A 22,867-nucleotide genomic window follows, 5' to 3' on the forward strand; every position below is an offset into this window, starting at 1 on the left:
CATTTGCATTAATGATTTCAGGGGAGTCAGCACGCATGCCAGCACAAACCAAACATCTGCACAAGCGATTCAGTCCGGCGCTATTGGCGCTGTCCGTGGCGGCCTCGCCAGCGCTTGCTGAGGACGACGTCAACGGTGATGTTGTCGAACTCAAGGAAATTGTGGTGACGGCGGCCGGTTACGAGCAACAACTGATCGATGCTCCAGCCTCGATCACCGTGATCACTCAGGACGATCTGGAGGGCAAGTATTATCGTGATGTCACTGACGCCCTGCAGGATATTCCTGGTGTATCCATCGAAGGCGGTGCTGGCGGCAAGCTGGAAAGCACCAGCATCAATATTCGTGGCCTGGGTGAGAGCTACACCCTGTTTCTGATCAACGGCAAGCCGTTGGGCGCATCGACCGAGGCCTATTACAACGGCTTCGGCAGTGCCACGCAGGTAGGGTGGTTGCCACCGCTCAACGCCATTGAGCGGATCGAGGTAATTCGCGGCCCGATGTCGTCACTCTACGGCTCCAGTGCGCTGGCGGGGGTAATCAATATCATCACCAAGGAAGTGGCGGACGAATGGGGTGGGCGCATCAGCTACGATTACCTGCTGCAACAGGATAGCGATGCTGGTGCCGCGCGCCAGGCCAATTTCTATGTCAGTGGTCCACTGGTGGCTGATCGCCTTGGGCTGACCCTTTACGGCTCCAGCTACCAGCGTGACGAGGATGACATTCAGGGCGGTTACGCTGACAAGGAGCGGACTGACGGCACCGCGACGCTGAACCTGAAAATCAACGACGCCAACAGCCTTGAGCTGGAGGGGGGGCGGGCCGAGCACGACAATGAGCGAACCGGCAGGTCTGGCTCGCAGAGAGAGATGAACAATGTCCGCACGCATTATGGCCTGACCCACACGCTGCGTTGGGGCGAGCGCTTCGAGACCCGCAGTTTCCTGATCGATGAGAAAGTCGAAATCGAGAACGGCAGTGTCGAATCGGCCTACGCCAGCACGCTGGCCAACACCAAGACGGTGCTGCCGCTGGAAAACCAGACCCTGACCCTGGGCGCTGAGTACAAGTGGGAAACCACCGATCATGACGGCAGTCGCTTCTATGGTCGGGCCAACAACCTGTCGCTCGAACGTTGGCAGCGAGCGCTGTTTATCGAAGATGAATACTACCTGACCGAAGATCTGTCACTAACCGGAGGCCTGCGTTACGACGAGAATGAGCACTATGGTGAAGAGCTGATCCCGCGCTTGTATGCCGTTTATCGGATGACTGACGAGTGGGTGCTCAAAGGGGGCGTGAGCGGTGGCTACAAGGCACCAACGCTGAAACAGGCGGACCCGAACATTGTTGAGAATGCGGCGCGTAGCCGCGCCTTCGACATGGGTAACGCAGACCTCAAGCCGGAAAGCAGCGTCAACTATGAAGCCGGCGTGATGTGGGACGCGGCCAACGGTATCAACGCCGGCGCCACGGTCTACTACACCGAGTTTGAAGACCAGATTGGCCGCAAGGTGATCTGCGATACCCGCGACGGCTCGGATCCGATCTGCGAGGTCAACGGGGTGACGCGTGAATACATCAATCAGTACACCAACCACGACTCGGCCGAGCTGCGTGGCGTGGAACTGTTCTTCAATGTGCCGCTTGGTCCGGTTGACCTGAAGACCAACTACACCTACTCCGACAGCGAGATTACCGAGTCCAAGGACTCGCCGGAAAGTGTTGGTCAGCCGTTCAACAACTTGCCCAAGCATATGCTCAATCTAGGCGTGGACTGGGCGGCAACCGAGGCGCTGGGCGTCTGGGCCAAGGCTCGCTACAAGAGCAGCACCGTGGAAGACTCCTCCAGCCAGCTGCCGTCCTACACCCTGGTTGATGTCGGTGCGCTGTATCACCTGAGCGATAACTTTGATGTCTACGGCGGGCTCTACAACCTGTTCGACAAGGAAGTGACCGCTGAGGACTACGGCAAGACGCTGGATGGTCGTCGCCTGAACCTGGGGCTGGCATTTAACTTCTAGTCCCTGTCGAGCGGGGGCTTCTGATCAGCGGCTCAGGCCGAAGCCTGGGTGAGCCGGTAGCCCAACCCACGCAGGGTTTCGATACTGGCGTCGGCACCCGCCGTCGCCAGCTTGCGACGCAGGCGTGAGACCGCAGCTTCAATGGCGTTGGGCGTGACGGCCTCGTTTAATGCGTACAGGCGTTCTTCCAGATGATCCTTGACGACCACCCGTGGCGCGCTACGCAGCAGCTCCTCGAGCAGGGCCAGCTCACGCTTCGGCAGTAGCAGCGGCCGGGCGTCGACCTCGACGTCGCGATGCTGTTCACAAAAGCTCAGGTTGCCCATTTGCAGGCGACTGCTCTGGCGAGGGCCGCAGCGGCGCAGTACGGCGCGCAGACGGGCCTCCAGTTCAGCCATGTCGAATGGCTTGAGCAGGTAGTCGTCGGCACCGGCATCGAGCCCGGCAATGCGGCTTTGTACGGCGTCGCGGGCGGTCAAGATCAGGCAGGGCAATTGCGGGTTGCGGCTGCGGCCACGTTGGGTCAGCAGTTGCAGCCCATCCATATCGGGCAAACCCAGATCAAGGAGCATCGCGTCGTACTGGCTAAGGTCGAGCATGGCCAGAGCGGCCTGGCCGTTCTGCGCGAGGTCAACCACAAACCCGCTGCGGCGCAGGTGTTTGCCCAGCAGCTCGCCTAGCGAGGGGTGATCTTCGACGATGAGTAGTTTCATGGCGCGGATGTCCTGCTGGTTGTCAGCATCTGGTCAGCCAAAATTGCGATAGTGATATGCATTCTTATTCAGCGCCTGTGCAGGGCGCAAGTCAGGGACCTTCCCAATGAGCAATCTTTCTCCGCCGACGCTCTGGCTGTCGGCATTGGCGCTGCGGCGCTTGGATGTAACTGTGCGCTGCCTTCTGGCCGTGCTGGGCGGTTATCTGTTGGCCGCGCTCTATACCGCCAGCCTGGCACGCCTGCTGCCCGGTGAGGCGGCACAGGCGGTGCTGGCGGCAACCCAGTTGTCCTTTCTGATCTACTGTGTGCTGGTGATCTGGGCGTTCTGCGCGAGCAGTGCTCTGCGTGCCTGGCTGGTCACTGTGTTGTGCTGTCTGCCACCGCTGGCACATCTGTTGTGGGTGGGGGTGTTATGAACGGCATGGGCTTTCGGCAGAGCAACGCCTGGCTGCACACCTGGGTGGGGTTGCTGCTTGGCTGGTTGCTGTATGCGGTGTTTTTGACCGGGACTTTGAGCTTTTTCCAGGATGAGATCAGCTACTGGATGAAACCTGAGCTGCACGCCGCCACTCCGGGGCCGCAGAGCGCCCAGTTGGCGCTGCAGCAGTTGCAACGCCGTGCGCCGGATGCGCAGCTCTGGCAGATCGATCTGCCGGACGAGCGCGATCCTGAGTTGCAGATTCAGTGGTTTGCGCCGGGTGAGCATATCGGCAAAAGGGGAGGCGAGCGGCTGACGTTGGACGCGGCAAGCGGTGAGCCTCTGCAGGTGCGTGAAACGCGGGGCGGGGGCTTTCTCTATCGCTTTCACTTTGAGTTGTACGCCATGCCGCGCCAGGCCGCGCGCTGGATCGTCGGCATTGCGACCTTTGTCATGCTGGTTGCCATCGTCAGCGGAGTGGTGACGCACAAGAAGATCTTCAAGGATTTCTTCACCTTCCGCCCGGCCAAGGGGCAGCGTTCCTGGCTGGACGCCCACAACGCCACTGCCGTGCTGGCCTTGCCGTTTCACTTCATGATCACCTACAGCGGCTTGCTGCTGTTGATGTTCATGCTGATGCCATGGGGTGTGCAGAGCCAGTATCAGGGCAATATGCAGGCGTTCTTTGGCGAGCTGCGAAGTCGGGGTGAACCCGTGGCCGAGGCGGCTTCTGAGCCCGCTGCGCTGACCCTGTTGGCGCCACTGCTGGCTGAAGCCAATGCGCGCTGGGAGCGGGGTGTGGCAAGCATCCGCATTACTCGACCTAATACCACTGCAGCGCAGGTGGAGCTGCGCGAGCAGGGCGGCGACAGCTTGCTCCAGCGCGGTGGCGCCGAGCGGTTGCTGTTTGATGGCGTCAGTGGCGAGGCGCTGACACAGCCGGTGGAGCAGACACCAGCGGTGGCCAGCGCGGTTTATAACGTGTTTTCCAGTCTGCACCTGATTCGCTTTGCTGGCCCGCCGCTGCGCTGGTTGTTCTTTGTCAGCGGCCTGCTGGGTACCGCGATGATCGCTACCGGGCTGGTGCTCTGGGTGGTCAAGCGACTGCCGCAGCGTATCAAGGCGGGGCGCACGCCGCTTGGTCATCGGCTGGTTGAGGTGCTGAATGTCGGTACCATTGCCGGCTTGCCCTGCGCCATCGCCGCCTATTTTCTGGCCAACCGGCTGTTGCCGGCCCAGATGCCGGGCCGTCTGGACTGGGAAATCAACGTGTTCTTTCTGGTCTGGGCGCTCTGCCTGCTGCATCCGTTGCTGCGTACGGCGCGCCAAGCTTGGCTGGAGCAGCTGGCGCTGGGTGCGCTGCTGTTCGCCAGCCTGCCGTTGATCGGTCTGCTGTCGGCCCACAGTGGCCTGTTCAGCAGTCTGGGACGGGCTGACTGGCTGCTGGCGGGCATGGATCTGACCCTGCTGGCAACGGCAGCTGCACTGGCCTTTGCTGCCTGGAAGCTCGCCCGCCATCAGCCGCCGGTACGCGCTGCTCGCCCTCGGTCGGCGCCGCGTCGTCAGGAGGTCGCCCTGTGATTACGCTGACGCTGTTGCTGTGCCTGCTGGGCATGGTTTGTCTGTGCCTGGCGATGCCCAAACACTCTGAGGCCGCCGCTGGGCGCAAGCCCTCCGCTGGTCAGGGGCGCGCCCTGCAGCTGATTGGTTGGGCGTTGTTACTACTGGCGCTTTGGCCGGCGGTGCGCACGGCGGGGCCCTCGGTGGGTATCGCGCTGTGGGCCGTCGCACTGACGCCGGCGGCCGTGCTCAGTCTGTTGCTATTGAGCTATCGACCGCGCTGGCTGTCACCGGTGCTGTCGTTGGTCAGAGCGACCAGCCCGTCGACCAGAGCATCGCGCCAGCGTGGTTAGCTTTTGCTCTGCCGCACCTGATCCAGCGCGGGCTGCAGAGCATGCTGTCGGTTACCAGGGCGCTACGGGTTGAGCGCGTCGCGTGCGGCGGCGCTGGCGGCCTGGAAGAAGGCGCGGCCGGTGTCGGACTCGCTCCAGTCGGCGTAGTCGCTCAGTTGCTGGTCGCTGAGGTCCCGGTAGACGTAGGCCAGGGTTTGCGGCAGGTTGGGCTCCATCTGCGCGCGCAGCGTTCCGCGGCCCTGTCCTGCCAGACCGTCCGGGATGGTCAGCAGTCCGCCCAGCATGTCGTTCGCGCTTTGGGTCGCCAGACTCGCCAGCGCCAGCGATACCTCTTCACCGATGTCCAGAGCCGGGAGTTGCTTGCCGAGGCGGCTCAATAGCGCGGTCCGCGCGGCGCTGGTGTTCTGTGGCGGTACCCCGTTCTGCATGCGGCTGACCTCGGCGGGCGAGGTGGCGCGGGTTTCAGCGGCGATGATCTGTTGGCCCAGGTTGCTGCGATAGAACTGCAGGGCGTCATTCAGTTGCTGGTCCGACAGGTTGATAGAGAGGCTGGCCATGGCGCGGGCTTCCATGCGATCCGGGGCGAAACGTTCGCTACTCTTGCGCAGCAGGCTGTCTGCTAGTGCGGCCGGTAGCTGAGCGGCATAGCGGCTGCTTGCCTTGCTCAAGGCTTGCTGGAAGTGCTGTTGATGTGTCTGCATCCCGGAGGCCTGGTAGAGCTGGTGGGTATCGGCCTGAGCGGCCAGGCCAAAACTGACGAGACCGGCGAAAACTGCGCCTTGGGCGGCGCGGAGCAATGTCTGTGACATGATTCTCTCTGAATGTGGCAGTGCGGAAAATTGCTTGCCTGTTGGGGGCGATCACCTAAAATGCGGCATTCGTCGCTGCGCGCGGTAGCAGATGTTCTTCTGTTGCTGTGCACCAGCCCTCCGCCAACAGCGATGAGTAGACGTCCCTCCCTTTGAGTAGTGTCACTATGTCCGAGTTCCCATTGGTACCGGCCAGCCGTTATGCGTGCGTGGCTGATGAGTTGGCCGAGCGCGGCTGGTCGGTGCAGGAGCAGTTTCTGCCCGAGGCGCTGGCGCAGGCGCTGGAGCGAGACTGCCGCAGCCTGTGGCAGCAGGACGATCTGACGCCCGCGGCGATTGGTCGTGGCGAGGGGCAGTTGGTGGTGCCGGGGATTCGCGGCGACTACACTCGCTGGCTGGACGAGTGCCCGCCGACTGCGGCCGGGAGAGCCTACATGGCACTGATGGATGGCTTGCGTGAGGCGCTCAACCGCAGCCTGTTTCTCGGGCTCGACACCTTTGAAACCCACTACGCGCTGTATCCGCCCGGTGCCGGCTATCAGCGTCACCTGGACCGCTTTCAGGACAGCCCGCTGCGCACTATTTCGGTGGTAGCCTATTTGAACTCGGTTTGGCAGCCGGGCGACGGCGGCGAGCTACGACTGTTTCTGCCGGGCGGTGAACGCGATGTCGCCCCGCGCGCGGGAACCGTGGTGATCTTTACCAGCGCTAATGTCGAACATGAAGTGCTGGCTTCGCGCTTCGAGCGCGCCAGCCTGACTGGCTGGTTCCGCCGCCGGCCGGATAATCCTCTGCTGCGCTGAGCCCTCCACTGCGCAGCCATTTCAGGAGTGCGAATGGAGAAGATTTTGGTCAGCGCCTGCCTGCTTGGGCAGCGTGTTCGTTATGACGGTGGCGGCTTTGATCCGCTGCAGCAATTGCTCGACTGGCAGGCGCAGGGGCGTCTGGTGATCGTCTGTCCTGAAGTGGCGGGTGGATTGCCGACGCCACGGGCGCCGGCGGAAATTCCGGGCGGTCAAGGTGCGCAGGTGCTGGCCGGACGGCTGCCGGTGCATACCGATCAGGGCGAGGATGTCACTGCGCCCTTTGTTCGTGGCGCCGAGCACGCGCTGGCGCTGGTACGCCAGCACAATATCCACTACGCGCTGCTTAAGGCGCGCAGCCCGTCCTGTGGCAATGTCGAAAATTACGATGGTAGCTTTTCTGGTCTGCGGGTCAGCGGCGAAGGGGTTACCGCTGCGGCGCTGCGGCAGGAGGGGGTGCGGGTTTTCAATGAAGAGCAGCTGGACGAGTTGAGTGCGTTGTTGGGAGGCTAGGTTTTAGGTTCGTTACAGCGAAACTATTTCTGGGCTCAATTTGGTTTGTTTTTCGCCTTCACGGCGAGCCAAGGGGAGCTGCTTGCCCAGCACCTTTAGCGATCCCCCAGTGCAAACTCCGTCGCCAAAATATCCGTGAACCTTCTTGGCGTATGCTGGAATCGAGCTACCCAGAATGTCGCGATGAGACAAAAAAAGGGGCGCAACCATGGTGGTTGCGCCCCTTTTTGCATTGCTGCGAGCTGCTTAGAACAGCACGCGAACGCGGATGGTGCCTTTGACCTGCTGGATCTTCTCAAGAGCCAGATCGGAGTACTCGGCGTCGACGTCGATGACGACGTAGCCGACTTTCTCGTTGGTCTGCAGGAACTGGCCGCAGATGTTGATGCCGTTGGCAGCAAACACCTGGTTGATCTCGCTCATCACGCCAGGCACGTTCTCGTGAATGTGCAGCAGGCGGTGCTTGCCCGGGTGCGACGGCAGAGCGACTTCCGGGAAGTTGACCGAGGTGATGGAGGTGCCGTTGTCGCTGTAGCGAACCAGCTTCTCGGCGACTTCCAGGCCGATGTTGGCTTGCGCTTCCATGGTCGAACCGCCGATGTGCGGTGTCAGGATGCAGTTCTGGAACTCGCGCAGCGGGCTGACGAACTCTTCACCGTTGGCGCGTGGCTCAACCGGGAACACGTCAATGGCGGCGCCGTTCAGGTGCTTGTCGCCCAGGGCAGCGGCCAGCGCGTCGATATCGACCACGGTGCCACGAGCGGCGTTGATCAGGATGCCGCCTTTCTTCATGGTGCGGATTTCCTTCTCGCCGATCATCCACTTGGTGGCGGCGGTTTCCGGCACGTGCAGGGTCACGATGTCGGCTTCGGCCAGCAGGTCGTTCAGCGAACCCACCTGAGTGGCGTTGCCCAGCGGCAGCTTGGTCACGACGTCATAGAACAGCACTTGCATGCCCAGGCTTTCGGCCAGCACAGACAGCTGGGTGCCGATCGAGCCGTAGCCGATGATGCCGAGCTTCTTGCCGCGGATTTCAAAGGACCCGGTAGCGCTCTTGCTCCAGCCACCTTCGTGGCAGGATGCGTTCTTTTCCGGAATGCCGCGTAGCAGCAGGATGGCTTCAGCCAGCACCAGTTCGGCAACCGAGCGGGTGTTGGAGTAGGGCGCGTTGAATACCGCTACGCCCAGACGCGTGGCGGCGTCGAGGTCGACCTGGTTGGTGCCGATGCAGAAGCAGCCGACCGCGACCAGCTTGTTGGCGTGACTGAAGACGTCTTCGGTCAGCTGGGTGCGTGAGCGGATGCCGATGAAGTGCGCATCGGCGATAGATTCCTTGAGCTGCTCTTCCGGCAGGGAACCTGTGTGGTACTCGATGTTGGTGTAGCCAGCGGCGTTCAGAGTATCGACCGCAGTCTGGTGTACGCCCTCGAGGAGCAGAAACTTGATCTTGCTTTTGTCCAGCGAGGTTTTGGCCATGGTCATGGTGCAGTTACCCAAATGCTGATGTAAGGAAGGCCGACCGACCCGTCTGGCGCGGAATGCGACGGAGGGGTCCTGTTTCGGAAGTCGCGTATGCTAGCATAATCTGCCTTTTTTGATGCCCGTGAACGCATGAAATGTGTTCAGGCACTGCATGAATTCCCTTTGAGAGCTCGCCATGACCCCAGATGCTGTGATTGCAACCCTCAAGACACTGGTTGACCCGGACAAAGTGCGGACTGACGCTGAGTCCCTCGACAACTGGGGTAAGGACTGGACCAAGCACTTTGCACCGGCGCCGTTGGCGATTGTGTTTCCGAAGACGGTCGAACAGGTGCAGGCGATTGTGCGTTTTGCCAACGAACAGAAGCTGGCGTTGGTGCCCTCCGGCGGGCGCACGGGGCTGTCTGCTGCCGCAGTGGCCGCCAATGGCGAGATTGTGGTGTCGTTTGACTATATGAATCAGATTGGCGAGTTCAACGCCTACGACCGCACCGTGGTATGCCAGCCGGGCGTGGTGACGGCGCAGCTGCAGCAGTTCGCCGAGGAAAAGGGGCTGTATTACCCGGTGGACTTCGCTTCTGCCGGTTCCAGCCAAATTGGCGGCAATATCGGCACCAATGCCGGCGGCATCAAGGTGATTCGCTACGGCATGACCCGCAACTGGGTGGCCGGTCTGAAGGTGGTCACCGGCACCGGCGAGCTGTTGGAGCTGAACCGTGATCTGATCAAGAACGCCACTGGGTACGATTTGCGTCAGTTGTTTATCGGCGCAGAAGGCACGCTGGGTTTCGTCGTCGAGGCGACCATGCGGCTTGAACGTGCACCGAAGAACCTGACCGCAATGGTACTGGGTACGCCGGATTTCGACTCGATCATGCCGGTACTGCATGCGTTTCAGGACAAGCTGGACCTGACCGCGTTCGAGTTCTTCTCCGACAAGGCGATGGCCAAAATCATGGGCCGTGGTGACGTGCCGGCGCCGTTCGAAACCGAATGCCCGTTCTACGCGCTGCTGGAGTTTGAAGCGGTCAGCGAAGACATTGCTAACGATGCTCTGGCGACCTTCGAACACTGCGTTGAACAGGGCTGGGTACTGGACGGGGTGATGAGTCAGAGCCAGCAGCAGCTGGAGAATCTGTGGAAGCTGCGCGAGTTCATCTCCGAGACCATCTCCCACTGGACGCCCTACAAGAACGACATTTCGGTCACCGTCGGCAAGGTGCCGGCTTTCTTGCACGATATCGACAGCATCGTTGGTGAGCACTATCCCGATTTCGAGATCGTCTGGTTCGGTCACATCGGCGACGGCAATCTGCATCTGAACATTCTCAAGCCTGAGAACCTGTCCAAGGACGAGTTCTTCGCCAAATGCGCCACCGTCAACAAGTGGGTGTTCGAGATCGTCGAGAAGTACAACGGTTCGATTTCCGCCGAGCACGGCGTCGGCATGACCAAGCGCGACTACCTGACTTACAGTCGTAGCCCGGAAGAAATCGCAGTAATGAAAGCGATCAAGGCTGTGTTTGACCCCAACGGCATCATGAATCCCGGCAAGATATTTAACTGACAGCTTCAAGCTTCAAGCGGCAAGCAAAGGCAAAAGCGGGAGCAGGGTATATGACCTACCAGCATCAGTATGTGGACGGCAGTGTGATCGATCTGCCAATGGGCAAGGTGGTGTGTGTCGGCCGTAATTACGCCGAGCACGCCCGTGAGCTGAATAACCCGGTACCGACCGAGCCGTTGCTGTTTATCAAGCCGGCGACCTCGGTTGTGCCGATGACGCCGCCTATCGAGCTGGTGCAGGGCCGCGGTCCGGTGCACTACGAGACGGAGATTGCGTTGCTGATCGGTGCGCCGCTGACCGGCATGGTCAGCGAGGAGGACGCCGAAGCGGCGATTATCGGTGTCGGACTGGCGCTGGACCTGACCCTGCGTGAGCTGCAGGATCAGCTAAAGGCCAAGAGTCATCCGTGGGAGCGCGCCAAGGCCTTCGACGGTGCCTGCCCGCTGTCGCCCTTCGTGCCGAAGGCTGAGGCGGGTGACCTGCACGCGCTGGCGCTGCAGCTGGACATCAATGGTGAGCGCCGCCAGCAGGGCACTGCTGCAGAAATGATCACACCGATTGTCGCGCTGGTCCGGCATATCGCGACCCAGTTCAGCCTGCAACCGGGCGACGTGGTGATCACCGGCACGCCGGCTGGCGTTGGTGTGCTCAACGCGGGTGACCAACTGAGTCTGTCCATTCCAGGCAAGCTGCAGGTGGAAACGCGCATCGCGGAGTGAACCTCAACTTCCGGCAGCGGTCTGAAGGGTTCTGCCCGGCTGCCGGAAGCCCCCATGAAGAAGTTGCTGCTAGCCGTCGTCCTGTTGCTGCTGGGTGCAGCCGCAGTGCTGCATTACCTGCATCTTGATGCCATCTGGTGGCACACCTGGCGCATGCATCAGGCGCCGCTCCACCACGATTCCCTCGCCCTCGATCATTACCGCGCTGACATCCAGGCGCAGCCCATCGATGGGTTGGACGACGACGTCTCTGCCCTGACATTCAACGCTGAAACCGGAACGCTGTTTGCGGTGCTCAATGGTGAGCCGTTGCTGGTAGAGCTGTCGGTCGACGGTAAGCTGTTGCGCAAGGTGCGGGTCAAGGGCGTGCAGGATATGGAAGGGCTGACCCATGTGGCCGGCCGCCGCTATGTGATTGCCGAGGAGCGTTCCCAGCGCCTGATTGAGGTTGAGGTGCCCGATGGTGCTGCGGAAGTCGATGTGGCGGGTGCGCCCAGCCTGACGATCGGTCTGGATCTGAACGGCAACAAGGGGTTCGAGGGGCTGTCCTGGGATGCGCGTCAGCGCCGCTTGCTGGTAGTCAAGGAGCGCGACCCCCTGCGGGTGCTTGCTGTCAGCGGCTTTGTCGGTGTGCAGCCCGATTCGCCGCTGGCGTTGCATATCCAAGAGCTGAAAACGCCGGATTCACCGTGGCTGTTCATGCGCGATCTGTCGTCGCTGAGTTTGCATGATGAGACCGGTCACCTGCTGCTGCTCAGTGATCAGTCCAACATGCTGGTGGAGTACGATGAGGACGGGCATCCGCGCAGTTTGCTTGGCCTTTGGCGCGGAATGGGCGGCCTGCAGCGAACGGTGCCGCAGGCCGAGGGGTTGGCGATGGATGGTCAGCGGCGGCTGTATCTGGTCAGCGAGCCGAACCTGTTCTATCGCTTCGTACCCGGCGAGTAGCGCAGCAGGTCAGCTGCGCTCGATGGTGCGTACGCCTTGCGGAGTGCCCAGCAGCAGCACATCGGCTGGGCGAGCGGCGAACAGGCCGTTGCAGACCACGCCGACGATGGCGTTAAGGTCCGCTTCCAGCTGCTTCGGATTGACGATCGACATGTTGTAGACGTCGAGGATGACGTTGCCGTTGTCGGTCACGCAGCCTTCGCGGTAGACCGGGTCGCCGCCGAGCTTGACGATTTCCCGCGCTACATGACTGCGCGCCATGGGGATCACCTCGACCGGCAGCGGGAAGTTGCCCAGCACGGGCACCAGCTTGCTCTCGTCGGCGATGCAGATGAAGGTTTTGGCCACCGCCGCGACAATCTTTTCACGGGTCAGGGCCGCGCCGCCGCCCTTGATCAGTTCGAGGTTTTCGTTGCTTTCGTCTGCGCCGTCGACGTAGAAGTCGAGCTGCGGCACGCTGTTAAGGTCGTAGACTGCGATGCCGTGGCTCTTGAGACGCTCGGCGGTGGCTTCGGAGCTGGCGACGGCGCCGTCAAAGGCCAGCTTGTGCTTGGCCAGCGCCTCGATGAAGCAGTTGGCGGTGGAGCCGGTACCCACTCCGACGATGCTGTTGGCATCCAGATGCGGCAGCAGGCGCTCAACGGCGGCTTGCCCTACCGCCTGTTTCATTTCGTCCTGGGTCATCTCGGCTCCTCGTTACGGACTGTAAAAAGCGCGATTATACGGTGCGACAGGGGGCGCGTGTAGTCGCGCGGGCTGTGATTCGCTAGACTGGCGCCTTTCTCATCTCCTGCGATCAGTTGACCTCACCCATGCTGGAAACCTACGTCAAGAAGATCCTCTGCTCCCCGGTTTACGATGTGGCGGTGGAAACCCCGGTGCATGCGGCGCCCTTTCTCTCCGAGCGACTGGGTAATACCGTGCTGCTCAAGCGTGAAGACCTGCAGCCCGTGTTCTCGTTCAAGATTCGCGGCGCTTACAACAAGCTGGCTCAGCTGACAGATGAGCAACGAGCCTGTGGCGTGGTGGCGGCTTCCGCCGGTAACCATGCCCAGGGTCTGGCGTATGCCGCCCGCCACATGGGGGTGAAGGCGACCATTGTGATGCCGCGTACTACCCCCGAGATCAAGGTCAAGGCGGTGCGTGCACGCGGTGGCAAGGTTGTTTTGCACGGCGATGCCTTTGATGAGGCGCTGGCCTACTCGCAAAAACTGGTGAAGGAAAAAGGATTCGTCTATATCCACCCCTACGATGATCCGGACACCATTGCCGGTCAGGGCACGGTGGCGATGGAAATTTTGCGTCAGGTGCAGGGGCCGTTGAACGCGGTCTTTGTGCCGGTTGGAGGGGGTGGCCTGATTGCCGGTATCGCGGCCTACGTCAAATACCTGCGACCGGACATCAAGGTCATTGGCGTCGAACCGCAGGATTCAGCTTGTCTGCAGGCTGCCTTGGCGGCTGATGAGCGGGTGGTGCTCGGCCAGGTTGGGCTGTTTGCCGACGGCGTGGCGGTGGCGCAGATCGGTGAACACACCTTTGAGGTGTGTCGGCAGTATGTTGATGAGGTCATTACCGTCACCACCGACGAGATGTGTGCAGCGATCAAGGATATCTACGACGACACCCGCTCTATCTGCGAACCCGCAGGGTGCCTGGGCGTTGCCGGGATCAAGAAGTACGTCGAGCGCGAAGGGTGCAGCGGCCAGGTGCTGGTTGCCATCGACTCGGGAGCCAACATCAATTTCGACCGCCTGCGCCACGTTGCCGAGCGAGCGGAAATCGGCGAGAAGCGCGAAGCGCTGCTCGCGGTGACCATTCCGGAGAAACCCGGCAGCTTCAAGCAGTTCTGCGAAGCCATCGGCAAGCGGGCAATCACCGAGTTCAACTACCGCTACCACACCGGTAGTGAGGCGCACATCTTCGTCGGGGTGCAGACCCATCCGGAATTGGACCCACGCGACAAGCTGGTCAGTCAGTTGGCTGCTGACGGCTTTCCGGTGCTGGATCTGACCGACAACGAGCTGGCCAAGCTGCATGTGCGTCATATGGTCGGCGGTCATGCCGATCACGTGACCGATGAGCAGGTATTCCGCTTCGAGTTTCCGGAACGCCCGGGCGCGCTGTTCAACTTCCTCAACAAGCTGGGCGGACGCTGGAATATTTCGATGTTCCATTACCGCAACCACGGCGCAGCCTATGGCCGCGTGGTTGCCGGCTTGCAGGTGCCCGAGCATGAGCGGCATCTGCTGCCCGCAGCGCTGGATGGTATCGGGTACCCTTATTGGGATGAGACCGAAAACCCGGCCTATCGACTCTATCTCGGCTGAGCAGCCCGCAGCGCTACATGGTAGTGTTCGCGTCACTCAGCTCGGAGCGGTTGCGGCCTTCGGTTTTGGCTCGGTAAAGGGCGAGGTCTGCCTGGCGTATCAGGTCATGGGGGCTCCATTCCGGGGCGGGAACCAGGCTTGCTGCGCCGATACTGACCGTGAGCAGGCCTGATTCAACGGATGTGTGCGGGTGGCGAATGCCCAGCTTGGCCACCGCCTCGTGCACCCGGCGCGCTGCCTGCAGGCAGCGGTCTCCGTCAGCACCGGGCAGGATCACAGCAAACTCCTCGCCGCCATAACGACATACACAATCCCCTTCGCGCATCAGACAGCTGTTCAGTGCGGTTGCCAGTTGCTGCAAGGCGTCGTCGCCCGCCTGGTGTCCTAGCTCATCGTTGAAGCGCTTGAAGTAGTCAACGTCCAGCATCAGCAGGCCGAGCGGGATCTGCTCGCGGCGCAGGCGGCGCCACTCGCTGATCAGCGTCTTGTCGAAGTAGCGCCGGTTGAACAGCCCGGTCAGGCCGTCCTGGTGGGACAGCTGCTGCAGGTGCGCTGCCATCTGCAACTGTGCGCTGTTGTTGCGGCCAACGCAGATAAGGTAATCCCGGCCCATGCGTCGCAGGTGGCGAACGCTGACTTCCAGCGGCACGGTGTGCCCGTCATGGTGGACAACCCGCTTCTGGAAAATGGCGTTACCCTGCTGGTGAAGCATGCTTCGCAGTTCGGTCAGCCACTTGATGGCATCAGGCATGACCTCGCGCGGTGCAATCTGAATCAGGGCGCGCAGTTCTTGCTCGCTGTAGCCCAGCCCTTGCCAGCAGGTGCGATTGAGGTACACCACTTCCATAGGGCGCAGGCCGATGATGAACAGGGCATCGTGACTGTGATCCGTCATGTCGTTGATCAGCTTGAGGCGTGCCTGATTGTGTTTCAGGGTTTCTTCGGTTTTCTGGCGGCGGCTGATTTCGGCGTGCAGCTGACGGTTGCTGTAGCTCAGTTGCCTGCTGCGCTGGGCGCCGCGAAAGGCCAGCCAGAGTGATGAGCACAGCAGCAGGGCGATCAGCGAACCAGCGGTGGTTACTACCATGGGAAGCTGGGTGGTCGCGTCATTGAGCAGGTGCCGAGTGGGGTAGATAGTGAGCCGGAAGTTGCTGTTGCCGCCCAGACTGACTTGACTGCTGACGCTCCAGTCGGCGGCCTGCAGCTCGGCCGCGCCTGCGCTGAACAGCACCTGGTTGTTTTCCATAAAGCGCAGGTTCAGATGGTTTGAGGGCAGGATATTGATCAGGTCGTTGAGCAGCACCTCGACCCGGAAGATGCCGAGCAGAAAACCGTCAAACTCGCCGTTTGCCAGGTACTGGGGGATGTAGTACACCAGACCCAGGCCGCCCTGTGCCAGTTGAAATGAGTTGCTCAGATGGGGCTGTCCGCTGGCTTTGGCCTCCAGGATGACCGGGTAATTCGGGTGGCTGGGCTGGTAGATGAACCCGGCCACTGCCTCGTTGCCTTTGAAGGGTTCGATCCATTGCATGCGGTAATGGCGATCAAGCCACTCTATCGCCTGAAAACTGTTGTAGTCGCGCAGCAGCTGCTCTGCATCGCTGTTCCACAGGTCGCGCTGCGCGTGGTGCAGCGGCCAGCGTCGGGCCAGTCGGATCAGGCTGTCGGTCTGATGCTTGAAGTGGGTTTCAATCTGCTGCGCGAGAGCGTCTGACTCAAGCTGGAGTCGAGCGCGTGCCTGCTGTTGTTCAGCAAGATGAAGGGCGCGCCAGGTAGTGAAAAGCGCGATCGCCAGGGCGCAACAAAGAACGACGATCAGCGCGGGAAGCTTCTTTACGTAGCGTTCTATAGCGGGTGCTGGCATGGAGTTCCCCGAAGCGTGTGATAACTGATAGCACAATGCCGGCTGGCAGGCCAGCAGGGGATAGTTACATTGCCGCCAGTATTATTTGCCACTGCTGTGTGGTCACCGGCATCACCGACAGGCGGCTGCCACGTTGCAGTAATGCCAGTGCTTCCAGGCCGTTGAGTGACCGTAGGTCGGCCAGTGTCAGCAGGTGCGGGAACTTTCTTTGAAAGGCCACGTCCACTGCCGTCCATGGCAGTCTTTCAATACTGGCTTTTGGGTCGTGGTAGGGGCTATCGGGGTCGATGGCGGTGCGATCCGGATACGGCTCGCTGACAACGCGTCCGATTCCGGCCACGCCAGGCGGTTGGCAGCTGGAGTGATAAAACAGAAATTCGTCCCCCGGTTGCATCTCGCGCATGAAGTTGCGTGCCTGGTAGTTGCGTACGCCGTCCCAAGGTGCCTGGCCCAGGCGCTCCAGGTCAGAAATTGAAAAGGTATCGGGCTCGGATTTCATCAGCCAGTAGGCCATGACACTCTCCAGGATGAGTTGACACAGTTTTTGCATAGGTGTAAGTAAACGTGTGGTACACGGGTGCGGTCTGTCTCATCGGGGGATGGGATAGGTGGATGCCCGGCTCACACACACTATTAGATTGCCGTATTAATAAGGAGGCAACGCGTGAGACGCAAACCGGATTTGCTGTGGGTGCTGGTTATTGTGTTTGGTCTGGGGGTGGTTACCACGGGGTATACCCAGAGTTACCTTGATCGCAATGCAGATCCTGCGGTTCAGCAGGAGCCTTGATCAGTAGCACCCGCGGTCTGTAATCACGCCGTCTAGCGGGACATCCCATCCTGCAAATGGCAACTGCGGTACCTGTTGGCATTGGTGTGCCAGCCCTAGCAGGCGAGGGCGTACGGTGTGCCGCTGGCGGCGGCGATAGGCAAAGGCTCGATCGTAGAAGCCACCGCCCATGCCCAGACGATTGCCAGCAGAATCAAACCCGACCAGCGGCAGCAGTACCAACTGCAGACGCCAAGCCTTGACCTGGCGTCTGCGATCTGTGCGTGGCTCGCAAATGCCGAACCGATTGCGCTGCCAGCGCTGTCCCTTTACCAGTCTCTGAAACGCCATTCCGGTTGCCGGCCAGCGCTGAAGTACCGGCAGATAGCAGTGCTTGCGATAGCGGCTAGCCAACTGCAGTAGTCGTGCCGGGTCTATTTCACCGTCATTGGCTAGGTAGAACGCGATGTGGCGTGCACGCAGGAAGCGAATATCCTGCGCCAGCTGGCGCTTCAGTCGCTCTGCCGCTTTGTGCTGCTGAGCACGACTAAGTGCACGCCGCGCCTGGCGAAGCTGCTTGCGGAGGGCTGGGCGTGATGCGCTGGATGTCATGTAAGAGAGGGTCCCCAGAGTGCCGCTGCCGGGTTAGCCCTTGAACCCGAAAGTTCAAGGCGGAGATTACGGCGATACCTCAGGCTTTCCGTCATGCGGACATGCACACTGGTATCAGCGCGTAGCCTCCTGGTACAGGAGTATCGGCTCAGGGACATCTCCGGCTGGCCAACACCCCAGGGATGAGACTCACTATACAGAAAGTCGGTGTGAACTTCGATGCCTGAATGCACAGGATAGGAGGTTCAGGCCTTGTGGCTTTCCAGTGCCTGGTCGAGGCGTTTGACCAGTTCACTGATTTGCGCTTGCTGTGCACTCAGTGCGCTGTCCTGCTGGTGGCTGCCGGTCAGCATGTCGTGGGTGATGTTCAGCGCAGCCATGACAGCAATGCGTTCAACGCCAATCACTTTGCCGCTGTTGCGGATGTCGCGCATGGTGCTGTCGAGGTGACGGGCCGCCTGTTCGAGGTTGCTGCGTTCCTCTGGTGGGCAGGCGACACGGTATTCCTTGTCGAGGATGTGCAGAGTGACGGTCAGGGGTTGGCTCATGAGTCGTGCTCCAGAGATTTGAGTCGCAGAATCATGGCTTCGACCTTCTGACGGGCCAAATCGTTCTTTTCAATTAATTGAACACGTTCATCGCGCCACAGGCGTTCCTGTGCCTGGAGGTGCTGGTTCTGCAATTTCAGCTGGTCGCACAGGTCAATCAGCTGGCTGATGCGCTGGGTCAGTGCGTTGATATCGGATTGGTCCATTGCCGCCATTCTGTCGTCCCGAGGGGTTGAGCCACTATAGAGGCGGCCTGCAGGGCGGTCAAACTCGCACGAATGGCCGGTCGAGCTGGCCGATTGCCGGTTCGGGCGCGGCCTCGGCGGTAGATTTAACCGGGCCCGGGCAGGCACAATAGTGCTCGTTGGGTTTACCCGCTGCGCAGGTCGCGTAGCCGGTGCAAGGATACCGGTATTTACGCCTTTGCGGCAGCTTTGTCAGACGTCTGGAGTGTGTTCATGGCCTTGATGCAGGCAGTGTTTGATTTTGATCGATATGCGCAGATCTGCAGCGATGTGGCTGCGGTGGGTCAACCGGCCGAGCTGCATGGTCACTTGGTCGGCCGGCTTAGTGCCGGTGCACGGCTGGATCACACCACCTGGTTGAGTGTTGCCACCGAGTTGCTTGACGGCCGTGGCAGTCTCACCGAGGCGGGCAAGGTGGCGATGATTCAGCTGTACGATGCCAGCCTCGCAGAACTGTCTGGTAGCGGCTTCGATTTGACGCTGGTACTGCCGGATGACAACGCCGCGATTGACCACCGCACCGCCGCTCTGGGGCAATGGTGTGAGGGTTTTCTGGCCGGCTTCGGTATGGTTGAGCGCAGTGCCCAGCTCAGTGAAGAGGCCGATGGGGTGCTGCGAGACTTCGCCGCCATCTCACAGGTTCAGACCGACCTCGATGAGTCCGAGGCCAACGAAGTGGATTTCATGGAAGTGATGGAATACGTGCGTATGGCAACGCTGATGCTGTTCAGCGAATGTCAGACCGCCGACCCGAAACAGGACACGCCCCCCGCCGCTCTGCATTGATGAGGTAAGCATGCGTATCACCAAGGCTGAATATGCCCGTCGCCGCAAGGCGCTTATGAGTCAGATGGAGCCGAACAGCATCGCCATTCTGCCAGCGGCGCAGGTTTTTATCCGTAATCGTGATGTTGAGCACAATTATCGCCAGGACAGCGATTTTCAATACCTGACCGGTTTCCCCGAGCCAGAGGCGGTTGCGGTGCTGGTGCCGGGACGCGAGCACGGCGAGTACGTGCTGTTCTGCCGTGAGCGCGACAAGGAACGCGAGCTGTGGGACGGCTATCGCGCCGGACAGGAAGGTGCGGTGGTCGAGTATGGTGCCAACGATGCCTTTCCGATCAATGATATCGACGACATCCTGCCGGGTCTGATTGAGGGGCGTGAGCGGGTGTACTACGCGATGGGCGCCAACGCCGACTTTGACCGTCGGCTGACCAACTGGATCAATCTGATTCGTAGCAAGGCCCGCCTCGGCGCCCAGCCGCCGAAGGAATTCCTGGCGCTCGATCATCTGTTGCACGATATGCGCCTGTACAAGAGTGCGGGCGAGCTGAAAGTCATGCAGGCCGCCGCCGATATTTCCTGTCAGGCCCATGTGCGTGCGATGCAGTTCTGCCGTCCCGGCGTCTACGAGTATCAGATTGAAGCCGAGCTGCAACATTGTTTCATGCGCCATGGCAGCCGCTCGCCGGCTTACTCGTCGATCGTCGCGGCAGGCGTCAATGGCTGCATCCTGCATTACACCGAGAATACCGCTCAGGTCCGCGACGGCGATCTGGTGCTGATCGACGCCGGCTGCGAGCTGGACTGCTACGCCAGCGACATTACTCGCACCTTCCCGGCCAGCGGCAAGTTCAGCGCGGAACAGCGAGCGATTTACGACATCGTGTTGGCCGCGCAGGAAGCGGCGATGGCCGTTATCGGGCCGGGTTACAGTTGGAACGAGTCCCACGATGCCAGCGTTCGGGCGATTACCAGCGGCCTGGTCGAACTGGGACTGCTCAAGGGCGATGTGGATGAGCTGATTGCCAGCGAAGCCTATCGCCGCTTTTACATGCACCGGCTTGGTCACTGGCTGGGCATGGATGTGCACGATGTGGGCGAGTATCGCGTGGGTGGTGTCTGGCGTGAGCTGGAGCCGGGCATGGTGATGACCGTCGAGCCCGGTATTTATATTGCGCCGGATGACGACACCGTGCCACGTAAGTGGCGCGGCATTGGCATCCGCATTGAGGACGATGTGGTCGTTACCAAGACCGGCTATCAGGTGCTGACCGGCAAGGTGCCGAAAGACCCGGACGAAATCGAGGCGCTGATGCAAGCCGCCCAGCGGGCCGAGGCCGAGCCAGCGTGAGCCGGCAGATCAGCATTGTCGGTGGCGGCATGGTCGGCGCCAGTCTGGCGCTGGCGTTGCAACCGCACACGACACGCTGCGGCTGGCGCATCAACCTGATCGAGGCGCAGCCACCCGCCGACGGACATGCGCAGCCGAGCTTTGATGCCCGCTCGACCGCGTTGTCGCATGGCAGCCGGCTGCTGTTCGAGCAACTCGGTATCTGGCATGAGCTGGCCGGGCGGGTTGAGCCCATCCGTCAGATTCATGTGTCTGATCGCGGCCACCCCGGGGTTACCCGGCTGTCCGCTGAGAAGGAGCGGGTGCCGGCGCTTGGCTATGTGGTCGAGAATGCGGTGCTTGGACAGGTGCTGCTGGCTGCGCTGGATCCGGCTGTGGTGCGCTGGCAGGCGCCGGCCCGGGTTGTCCGCGCTGAACCCGCTCGTAGCGGCTGGTTGATGCAGGTCGAGGAACACGGTCAGGTGCACGAGCAGGCCACGGACCTTTTGGTGGTAGCCGATGGTGGTCGCTCGGGTCTGCTTGAGCAGTTGGGTATTCATCGCCAGGTTCGACCCTATGGTCAGACGGCGATCATCGCCAATATCACCAGCTCGCAAGGTCATGACGGCGTTGCCTATGAACGCTTCACTCGCAGCGGGCCGCTGGCGTTGCTGCCGATGTCAGGTGGGCGCAGCGCGCTGGTCTGGACGCAACCAGAGGCGCAGGCTGATGAGGTTATGGCCTGCTCTGACGCGGCCTTCCTTGAGGCGCTGCAGGATGCCTTTGGCTTTCGTATGGGCGCGCTCAAGCGCGTGGGTCAGCGCCACGCTTATCCACTCAGCCTGATTGAAGCGGAGGAGCAGGTCCGCAGCGGTCTGGTGGTGCTCGGCAACGCCGCCCACAGCCTGCATCCGATTGCCGGGCAGGGCTTTAACCTGAGTCTGCGCGATGCCGTGGCGCTGGCCGACACGCTGATCGGCGCCGACGCGAATCAGTCGCCCGGCGACCTTGCCCTGCTGAACCGTTACTTCAGCAGCCAGCGTCAGGATCAGCAGCAGACCATCGCGTTCAGCGACTGGCTGACCCGGTTGTTCAGCAACCGTCGTCCGGTACTGGCCGCAGGCCGCAACCTTGGGCTGCTCGGGATGGATATTGTTGCCCCGCTGAAGTCGGTTTTTGCCCGTCAGGCGATGGGGTTGAAAGGATGATTCTGGAGCGTGCACATGCAGCAGCGTTATGACCTGATTGTGGTGGGGGCCGGCATGGTCGGCTCGGCGCTGGCTTGCGCGCTCGCTGATAGCGGGCTGCGTCTGGCGCTGTTGGATGCGCAGCCACTGCAGCCACTGCCGGAGCCTGCGAGTGGCTCCGGTTACGATCCGCGCGTCAGTGCGCTGAGCGCGGCATCAGAGCAGATTTTGCGCGCACTGGGTGCCTGGCAACTGATTCCTGCTGCGCGCCGCTGCGCCTATCGTCATATGTGCGTCTGGGATGCCGAGGGCACTGGCGAGGTCCAATTTGATGCTCACGCATTGAGTGAGCCGCGACTCGGTCATATCGTTGAGAACTGGCAGGTGCAAAACGCGCTGCTGTCGGTGCTGCAAAGCAGTTCAATTGAGTTGCTGGGTGTAAGCCGTGTGCGCGGTCTGGTGCGAGAGGAGGATGGCTGGCGCCTCAATCTGGAGGACGGCCGCCAGTTGCAGGCGCCGCTGGTGCTGGGGGCGGATGGTGCTCGTTCGCAGTTGCGTGAGCTGGCCGGTTTTGCCATGCGCGAGTGGGATTACCTGCATCATGCGGTGGTCACCACGGTCGAACTGTCCGAGCCGCACCAGGATACCGCCTGGCAACGTTTTTTGCCCTCCGGCCCGCTGGCCTTTCTGCCATTGCCGTCGCGTGACGGCAAGCACTACTGTTCGATTGTCTGGTCGTTGCTGCCCGAAGCTGCGGAGCAGGTCATGGCGCTGGATGACAAGGCGTTCTGCACCGCGCTTGGCGAAGCGCTGGAATGCCGTCTGGGGCCGGTGCTGGCGGCGGACCGACGGGCCTGCATTCCGCTGCGCCAGCGCCACGCCAAGCGCTATGTGATGCCAGGGCTGGCGTTGCTGGGCGATGCCGCCCACAGTATTCATCCGCTGGCGGGGCAGGGCGTGAACCTTGGGTTCCTCGATGCGGCGCAATTGGCAGAGGTGCTGCTGGCGGCGCGCGAGCGCGGGGAGAATATCGCTGACCTCGCCGTGCTGGAGCGCTATGAGCGCGCGCGAATGGGGAACAACTTGGCGGTGATGGCGGCGATGGAGGGGTTTGAGCGGTTGTTCCATGCCGACGCCTTGCCGCTGCGCTGGTTACGCAACACCGGCATGCAGCTGTTTGAGCATGCGCCGCGGCTCAAGGCGGGCGTGATGCGCCAGGCCATGGGGTTGGGGGGCGAGCTGCCAAGCCTGGCGCGCAGCTGATTTGCAACATCTAGCTACGGAG

Annotated in this window: 24 protein-coding genes and 1 other RNA gene; 15 read left to right on the top strand and 10 right to left on the bottom strand. The window is 61.4% G+C overall.

All coding sequences use genetic code 11. The features are described from left to right. Positions 1–35 precede the first annotated feature (35 nt). Entirely contained in the window at positions 36–2,027 is a 1,992-nt protein-coding gene (locus C1949_RS12295) for a TonB-dependent receptor domain-containing protein (protein ID WP_104738771.1), read from the top strand. Between the two features lie 32 nt (positions 2,028–2,059). On the opposite strand, the gene C1949_RS12300 is transcribed toward C1949_RS12295, so the two are convergent. Continuing rightward, positions 2,060–2,740 carry a response regulator transcription factor gene (locus C1949_RS12300; RefSeq protein WP_104738772.1) on the bottom strand — a complete coding sequence of 227 codons (681 nt, stop codon included), beginning with the start codon at positions 2,738–2,740 and terminating at the stop codon, positions 2,060–2,062. Between the two features lie 106 nt (positions 2,741–2,846). Here C1949_RS12300 and C1949_RS12305 point away from each other — a divergent pair, with 106 nt between their 5' ends. The 3 genes from C1949_RS12305 to C1949_RS12315 are packed head-to-tail and all read left to right on the top strand — an operon-like array spanning position 2,847 to position 5,073. Then, the gene (locus C1949_RS12305; protein ID WP_104738773.1) at positions 2,847–3,158 is read left to right on the top strand and encodes a hypothetical protein; all 312 of its coding nucleotides are present in this window, start codon (positions 2,847–2,849) and stop codon (positions 3,156–3,158) included. Then, the gene (locus C1949_RS12310) at positions 3,155–4,741 is read left to right on the top strand and encodes a PepSY-associated TM helix domain-containing protein (RefSeq protein ID WP_104738774.1); all 1,587 of its coding nucleotides are present in this window, start codon (positions 3,155–3,157) and stop codon (positions 4,739–4,741) included. The genes C1949_RS12305 and C1949_RS12310 overlap by 4 nt, the downstream gene beginning before the upstream one ends. Further along, positions 4,738–5,073, top strand: coding sequence for a DUF3325 domain-containing protein (locus C1949_RS12315; RefSeq protein WP_104738775.1), 336 nt, complete (start codon positions 4,738–4,740; stop codon positions 5,071–5,073). The genes C1949_RS12310 and C1949_RS12315 overlap by 4 nt, the downstream gene beginning before the upstream one ends. 62 nt (positions 5,074–5,135) lie before the next feature. Here the strand turns inward: C1949_RS12315 and C1949_RS12320 are convergent, their stop codons facing one another. After that, positions 5,136–5,882, bottom strand: coding sequence for a DUF2059 domain-containing protein (locus C1949_RS12320; protein ID WP_104738776.1), 747 nt, complete (start codon positions 5,880–5,882; stop codon positions 5,136–5,138). A gap of 167 nt (positions 5,883–6,049) precedes the next feature. Here C1949_RS12320 and C1949_RS12325 point away from each other — a divergent pair, with 167 nt between their 5' ends. Both C1949_RS12325 and C1949_RS12330 read left to right on the top strand, forming a co-directional pair. Then, positions 6,050–6,685, top strand: coding sequence for a 2OG-Fe(II) oxygenase (locus C1949_RS12325; RefSeq protein WP_104738777.1), 636 nt, complete (start codon positions 6,050–6,052; stop codon positions 6,683–6,685). 33 nt (positions 6,686–6,718) lie between these two features. Further along, on the top strand, positions 6,719–7,198 hold the full coding sequence (locus C1949_RS12330; RefSeq protein ID WP_104738778.1) for a 2-thiouracil desulfurase family protein: 480 nt from the start codon (positions 6,719–6,721) through the stop codon (positions 7,196–7,198). Positions 7,199–7,444: 246 nt separating this feature from the next. Here C1949_RS12330 and serA read toward each other — a convergent pair whose 3' ends face one another. Beyond that, complete coding sequence (serA, locus tag C1949_RS12335; protein WP_104738842.1) at positions 7,445–8,674, bottom strand: phosphoglycerate dehydrogenase; 1,230 nt, start codon at positions 8,672–8,674, stop codon at positions 7,445–7,447. Positions 8,675–8,855: 181 nt separating this feature from the next. Here serA and C1949_RS12340 point away from each other — a divergent pair, with 181 nt between their 5' ends. The 3 genes from C1949_RS12340 to C1949_RS12350 are packed head-to-tail and all read left to right on the top strand — an operon-like array spanning position 8,856 to position 11,914. Continuing rightward, positions 8,856–10,247: an FAD-binding oxidoreductase gene (locus C1949_RS12340; RefSeq protein ID WP_104738779.1), complete on the top strand. Its 1,392-nt coding sequence runs from the start codon at positions 8,856–8,858 to the stop codon at positions 10,245–10,247. Between the two features lie 50 nt (positions 10,248–10,297). Continuing rightward, positions 10,298–10,966 carry a fumarylacetoacetate hydrolase family protein gene (locus tag C1949_RS12345; protein ID WP_104738780.1) on the top strand — a complete coding sequence of 223 codons (669 nt, stop codon included), beginning with the start codon at positions 10,298–10,300 and terminating at the stop codon, positions 10,964–10,966. 54 nt (positions 10,967–11,020) lie between these two features. Beyond that, a complete protein-coding gene (locus C1949_RS12350; RefSeq protein WP_104738781.1) occupies positions 11,021–11,914 on the top strand; it encodes an SdiA-regulated domain-containing protein in 894 nt (297 codons plus the stop codon). A gap of 9 nt (positions 11,915–11,923) precedes the next feature. Here the strand turns inward: C1949_RS12350 and rpiA are convergent, their stop codons facing one another. Then, positions 11,924–12,598, bottom strand: a complete 675-nt coding sequence (gene rpiA, locus C1949_RS12355) for a ribose-5-phosphate isomerase RpiA (protein ID WP_104738782.1) — start codon at positions 12,596–12,598, stop codon at positions 11,924–11,926. A 128-nt stretch (positions 12,599–12,726) separates the two neighbouring features. Between rpiA and ilvA the strand changes: the two genes are divergently transcribed. Then, the gene (gene ilvA / locus C1949_RS12360) at positions 12,727–14,241 is read left to right on the top strand and encodes a threonine ammonia-lyase, biosynthetic (RefSeq protein WP_104738783.1); all 1,515 of its coding nucleotides are present in this window, start codon (positions 12,727–12,729) and stop codon (positions 14,239–14,241) included. Between the two features lie 13 nt (positions 14,242–14,254). Here the strand turns inward: ilvA and C1949_RS12365 are convergent, their stop codons facing one another. Together C1949_RS12365 and C1949_RS12370 are read right to left on the bottom strand one after the other, a co-directional pair. Continuing rightward, a complete protein-coding gene (locus tag C1949_RS12365) occupies positions 14,255–16,105 on the bottom strand; it encodes a diguanylate cyclase (protein ID WP_104738784.1) in 1,851 nt (616 codons plus the stop codon). Between the two features lie 64 nt (positions 16,106–16,169). After that, on the bottom strand, positions 16,170–16,619 hold the full coding sequence (locus tag C1949_RS12370) for an EVE domain-containing protein (RefSeq protein ID WP_104738785.1): 450 nt from the start codon (positions 16,617–16,619) through the stop codon (positions 16,170–16,172). A 150-nt stretch (positions 16,620–16,769) separates the two neighbouring features. On the opposite strand from C1949_RS12370, the gene C1949_RS19775 reads away from it, so the two are divergent. Next, a complete protein-coding gene (locus C1949_RS19775; RefSeq protein ID WP_268236201.1) occupies positions 16,770–16,895 on the top strand; it encodes a hypothetical protein in 126 nt (41 codons plus the stop codon). Here C1949_RS19775 and C1949_RS12375 read toward each other — a convergent pair whose 3' ends face one another. From C1949_RS12375 to C1949_RS12390, 4 genes are all read right to left on the bottom strand, one after another. Further along, complete coding sequence (locus tag C1949_RS12375) at positions 16,896–17,486, bottom strand: 5-formyltetrahydrofolate cyclo-ligase (protein ID WP_104738786.1); 591 nt, start codon at positions 17,484–17,486, stop codon at positions 16,896–16,898. It lies immediately after the preceding gene. A 7-nt stretch (positions 17,487–17,493) separates the two neighbouring features. Further along, positions 17,494–17,672: non-coding RNA, 6S RNA (ssrS, locus tag C1949_RS12380), on the bottom strand. Positions 17,673–17,731: 59 nt separating this feature from the next. After that, complete coding sequence (locus C1949_RS12385) at positions 17,732–18,034, bottom strand: cell division protein ZapA (protein ID WP_104738787.1); 303 nt, start codon at positions 18,032–18,034, stop codon at positions 17,732–17,734. Then, complete coding sequence (locus tag C1949_RS12390) at positions 18,031–18,240, bottom strand: TIGR02449 family protein (protein WP_088274507.1); 210 nt, start codon at positions 18,238–18,240, stop codon at positions 18,031–18,033. The genes C1949_RS12385 and C1949_RS12390 overlap by 4 nt, the downstream gene beginning before the upstream one ends. A gap of 252 nt (positions 18,241–18,492) precedes the next feature. On the opposite strand from C1949_RS12390, the gene C1949_RS12395 reads away from it, so the two are divergent. The 4 genes from C1949_RS12395 to C1949_RS12410 are packed head-to-tail and all read left to right on the top strand — an operon-like array spanning position 18,493 to position 22,845. Further along, positions 18,493–19,065 (top strand): UPF0149 family protein, encoded by a 573-nt coding sequence (locus C1949_RS12395; protein WP_229744442.1) that lies wholly within the window; start codon positions 18,493–18,495, stop codon positions 19,063–19,065. A 10-nt stretch (positions 19,066–19,075) separates the two neighbouring features. Next, a complete protein-coding gene (gene pepP / locus C1949_RS12400) occupies positions 19,076–20,416 on the top strand; it encodes a Xaa-Pro aminopeptidase (protein WP_104738788.1) in 1,341 nt (446 codons plus the stop codon). Next, positions 20,413–21,603, top strand: coding sequence for a 2-octaprenyl-6-methoxyphenyl hydroxylase (ubiH, locus tag C1949_RS12405; RefSeq protein WP_104738789.1), 1,191 nt, complete (start codon positions 20,413–20,415; stop codon positions 21,601–21,603). Before pepP ends, ubiH begins: the two co-directional genes overlap by 4 nt. Before the next feature lie 15 nt (positions 21,604–21,618). Continuing rightward, the gene (locus C1949_RS12410; protein WP_104738790.1) at positions 21,619–22,845 is read left to right on the top strand and encodes an FAD-dependent monooxygenase; all 1,227 of its coding nucleotides are present in this window, start codon (positions 21,619–21,621) and stop codon (positions 22,843–22,845) included. Positions 22,846–22,867 lie beyond the last annotated feature (22 nt).

The organism is Halopseudomonas oceani (assembly GCF_002903165.1).
GTDB lineage: Bacteria > Pseudomonadota > Gammaproteobacteria > Pseudomonadales > Pseudomonadaceae > Halopseudomonas > Halopseudomonas oceani.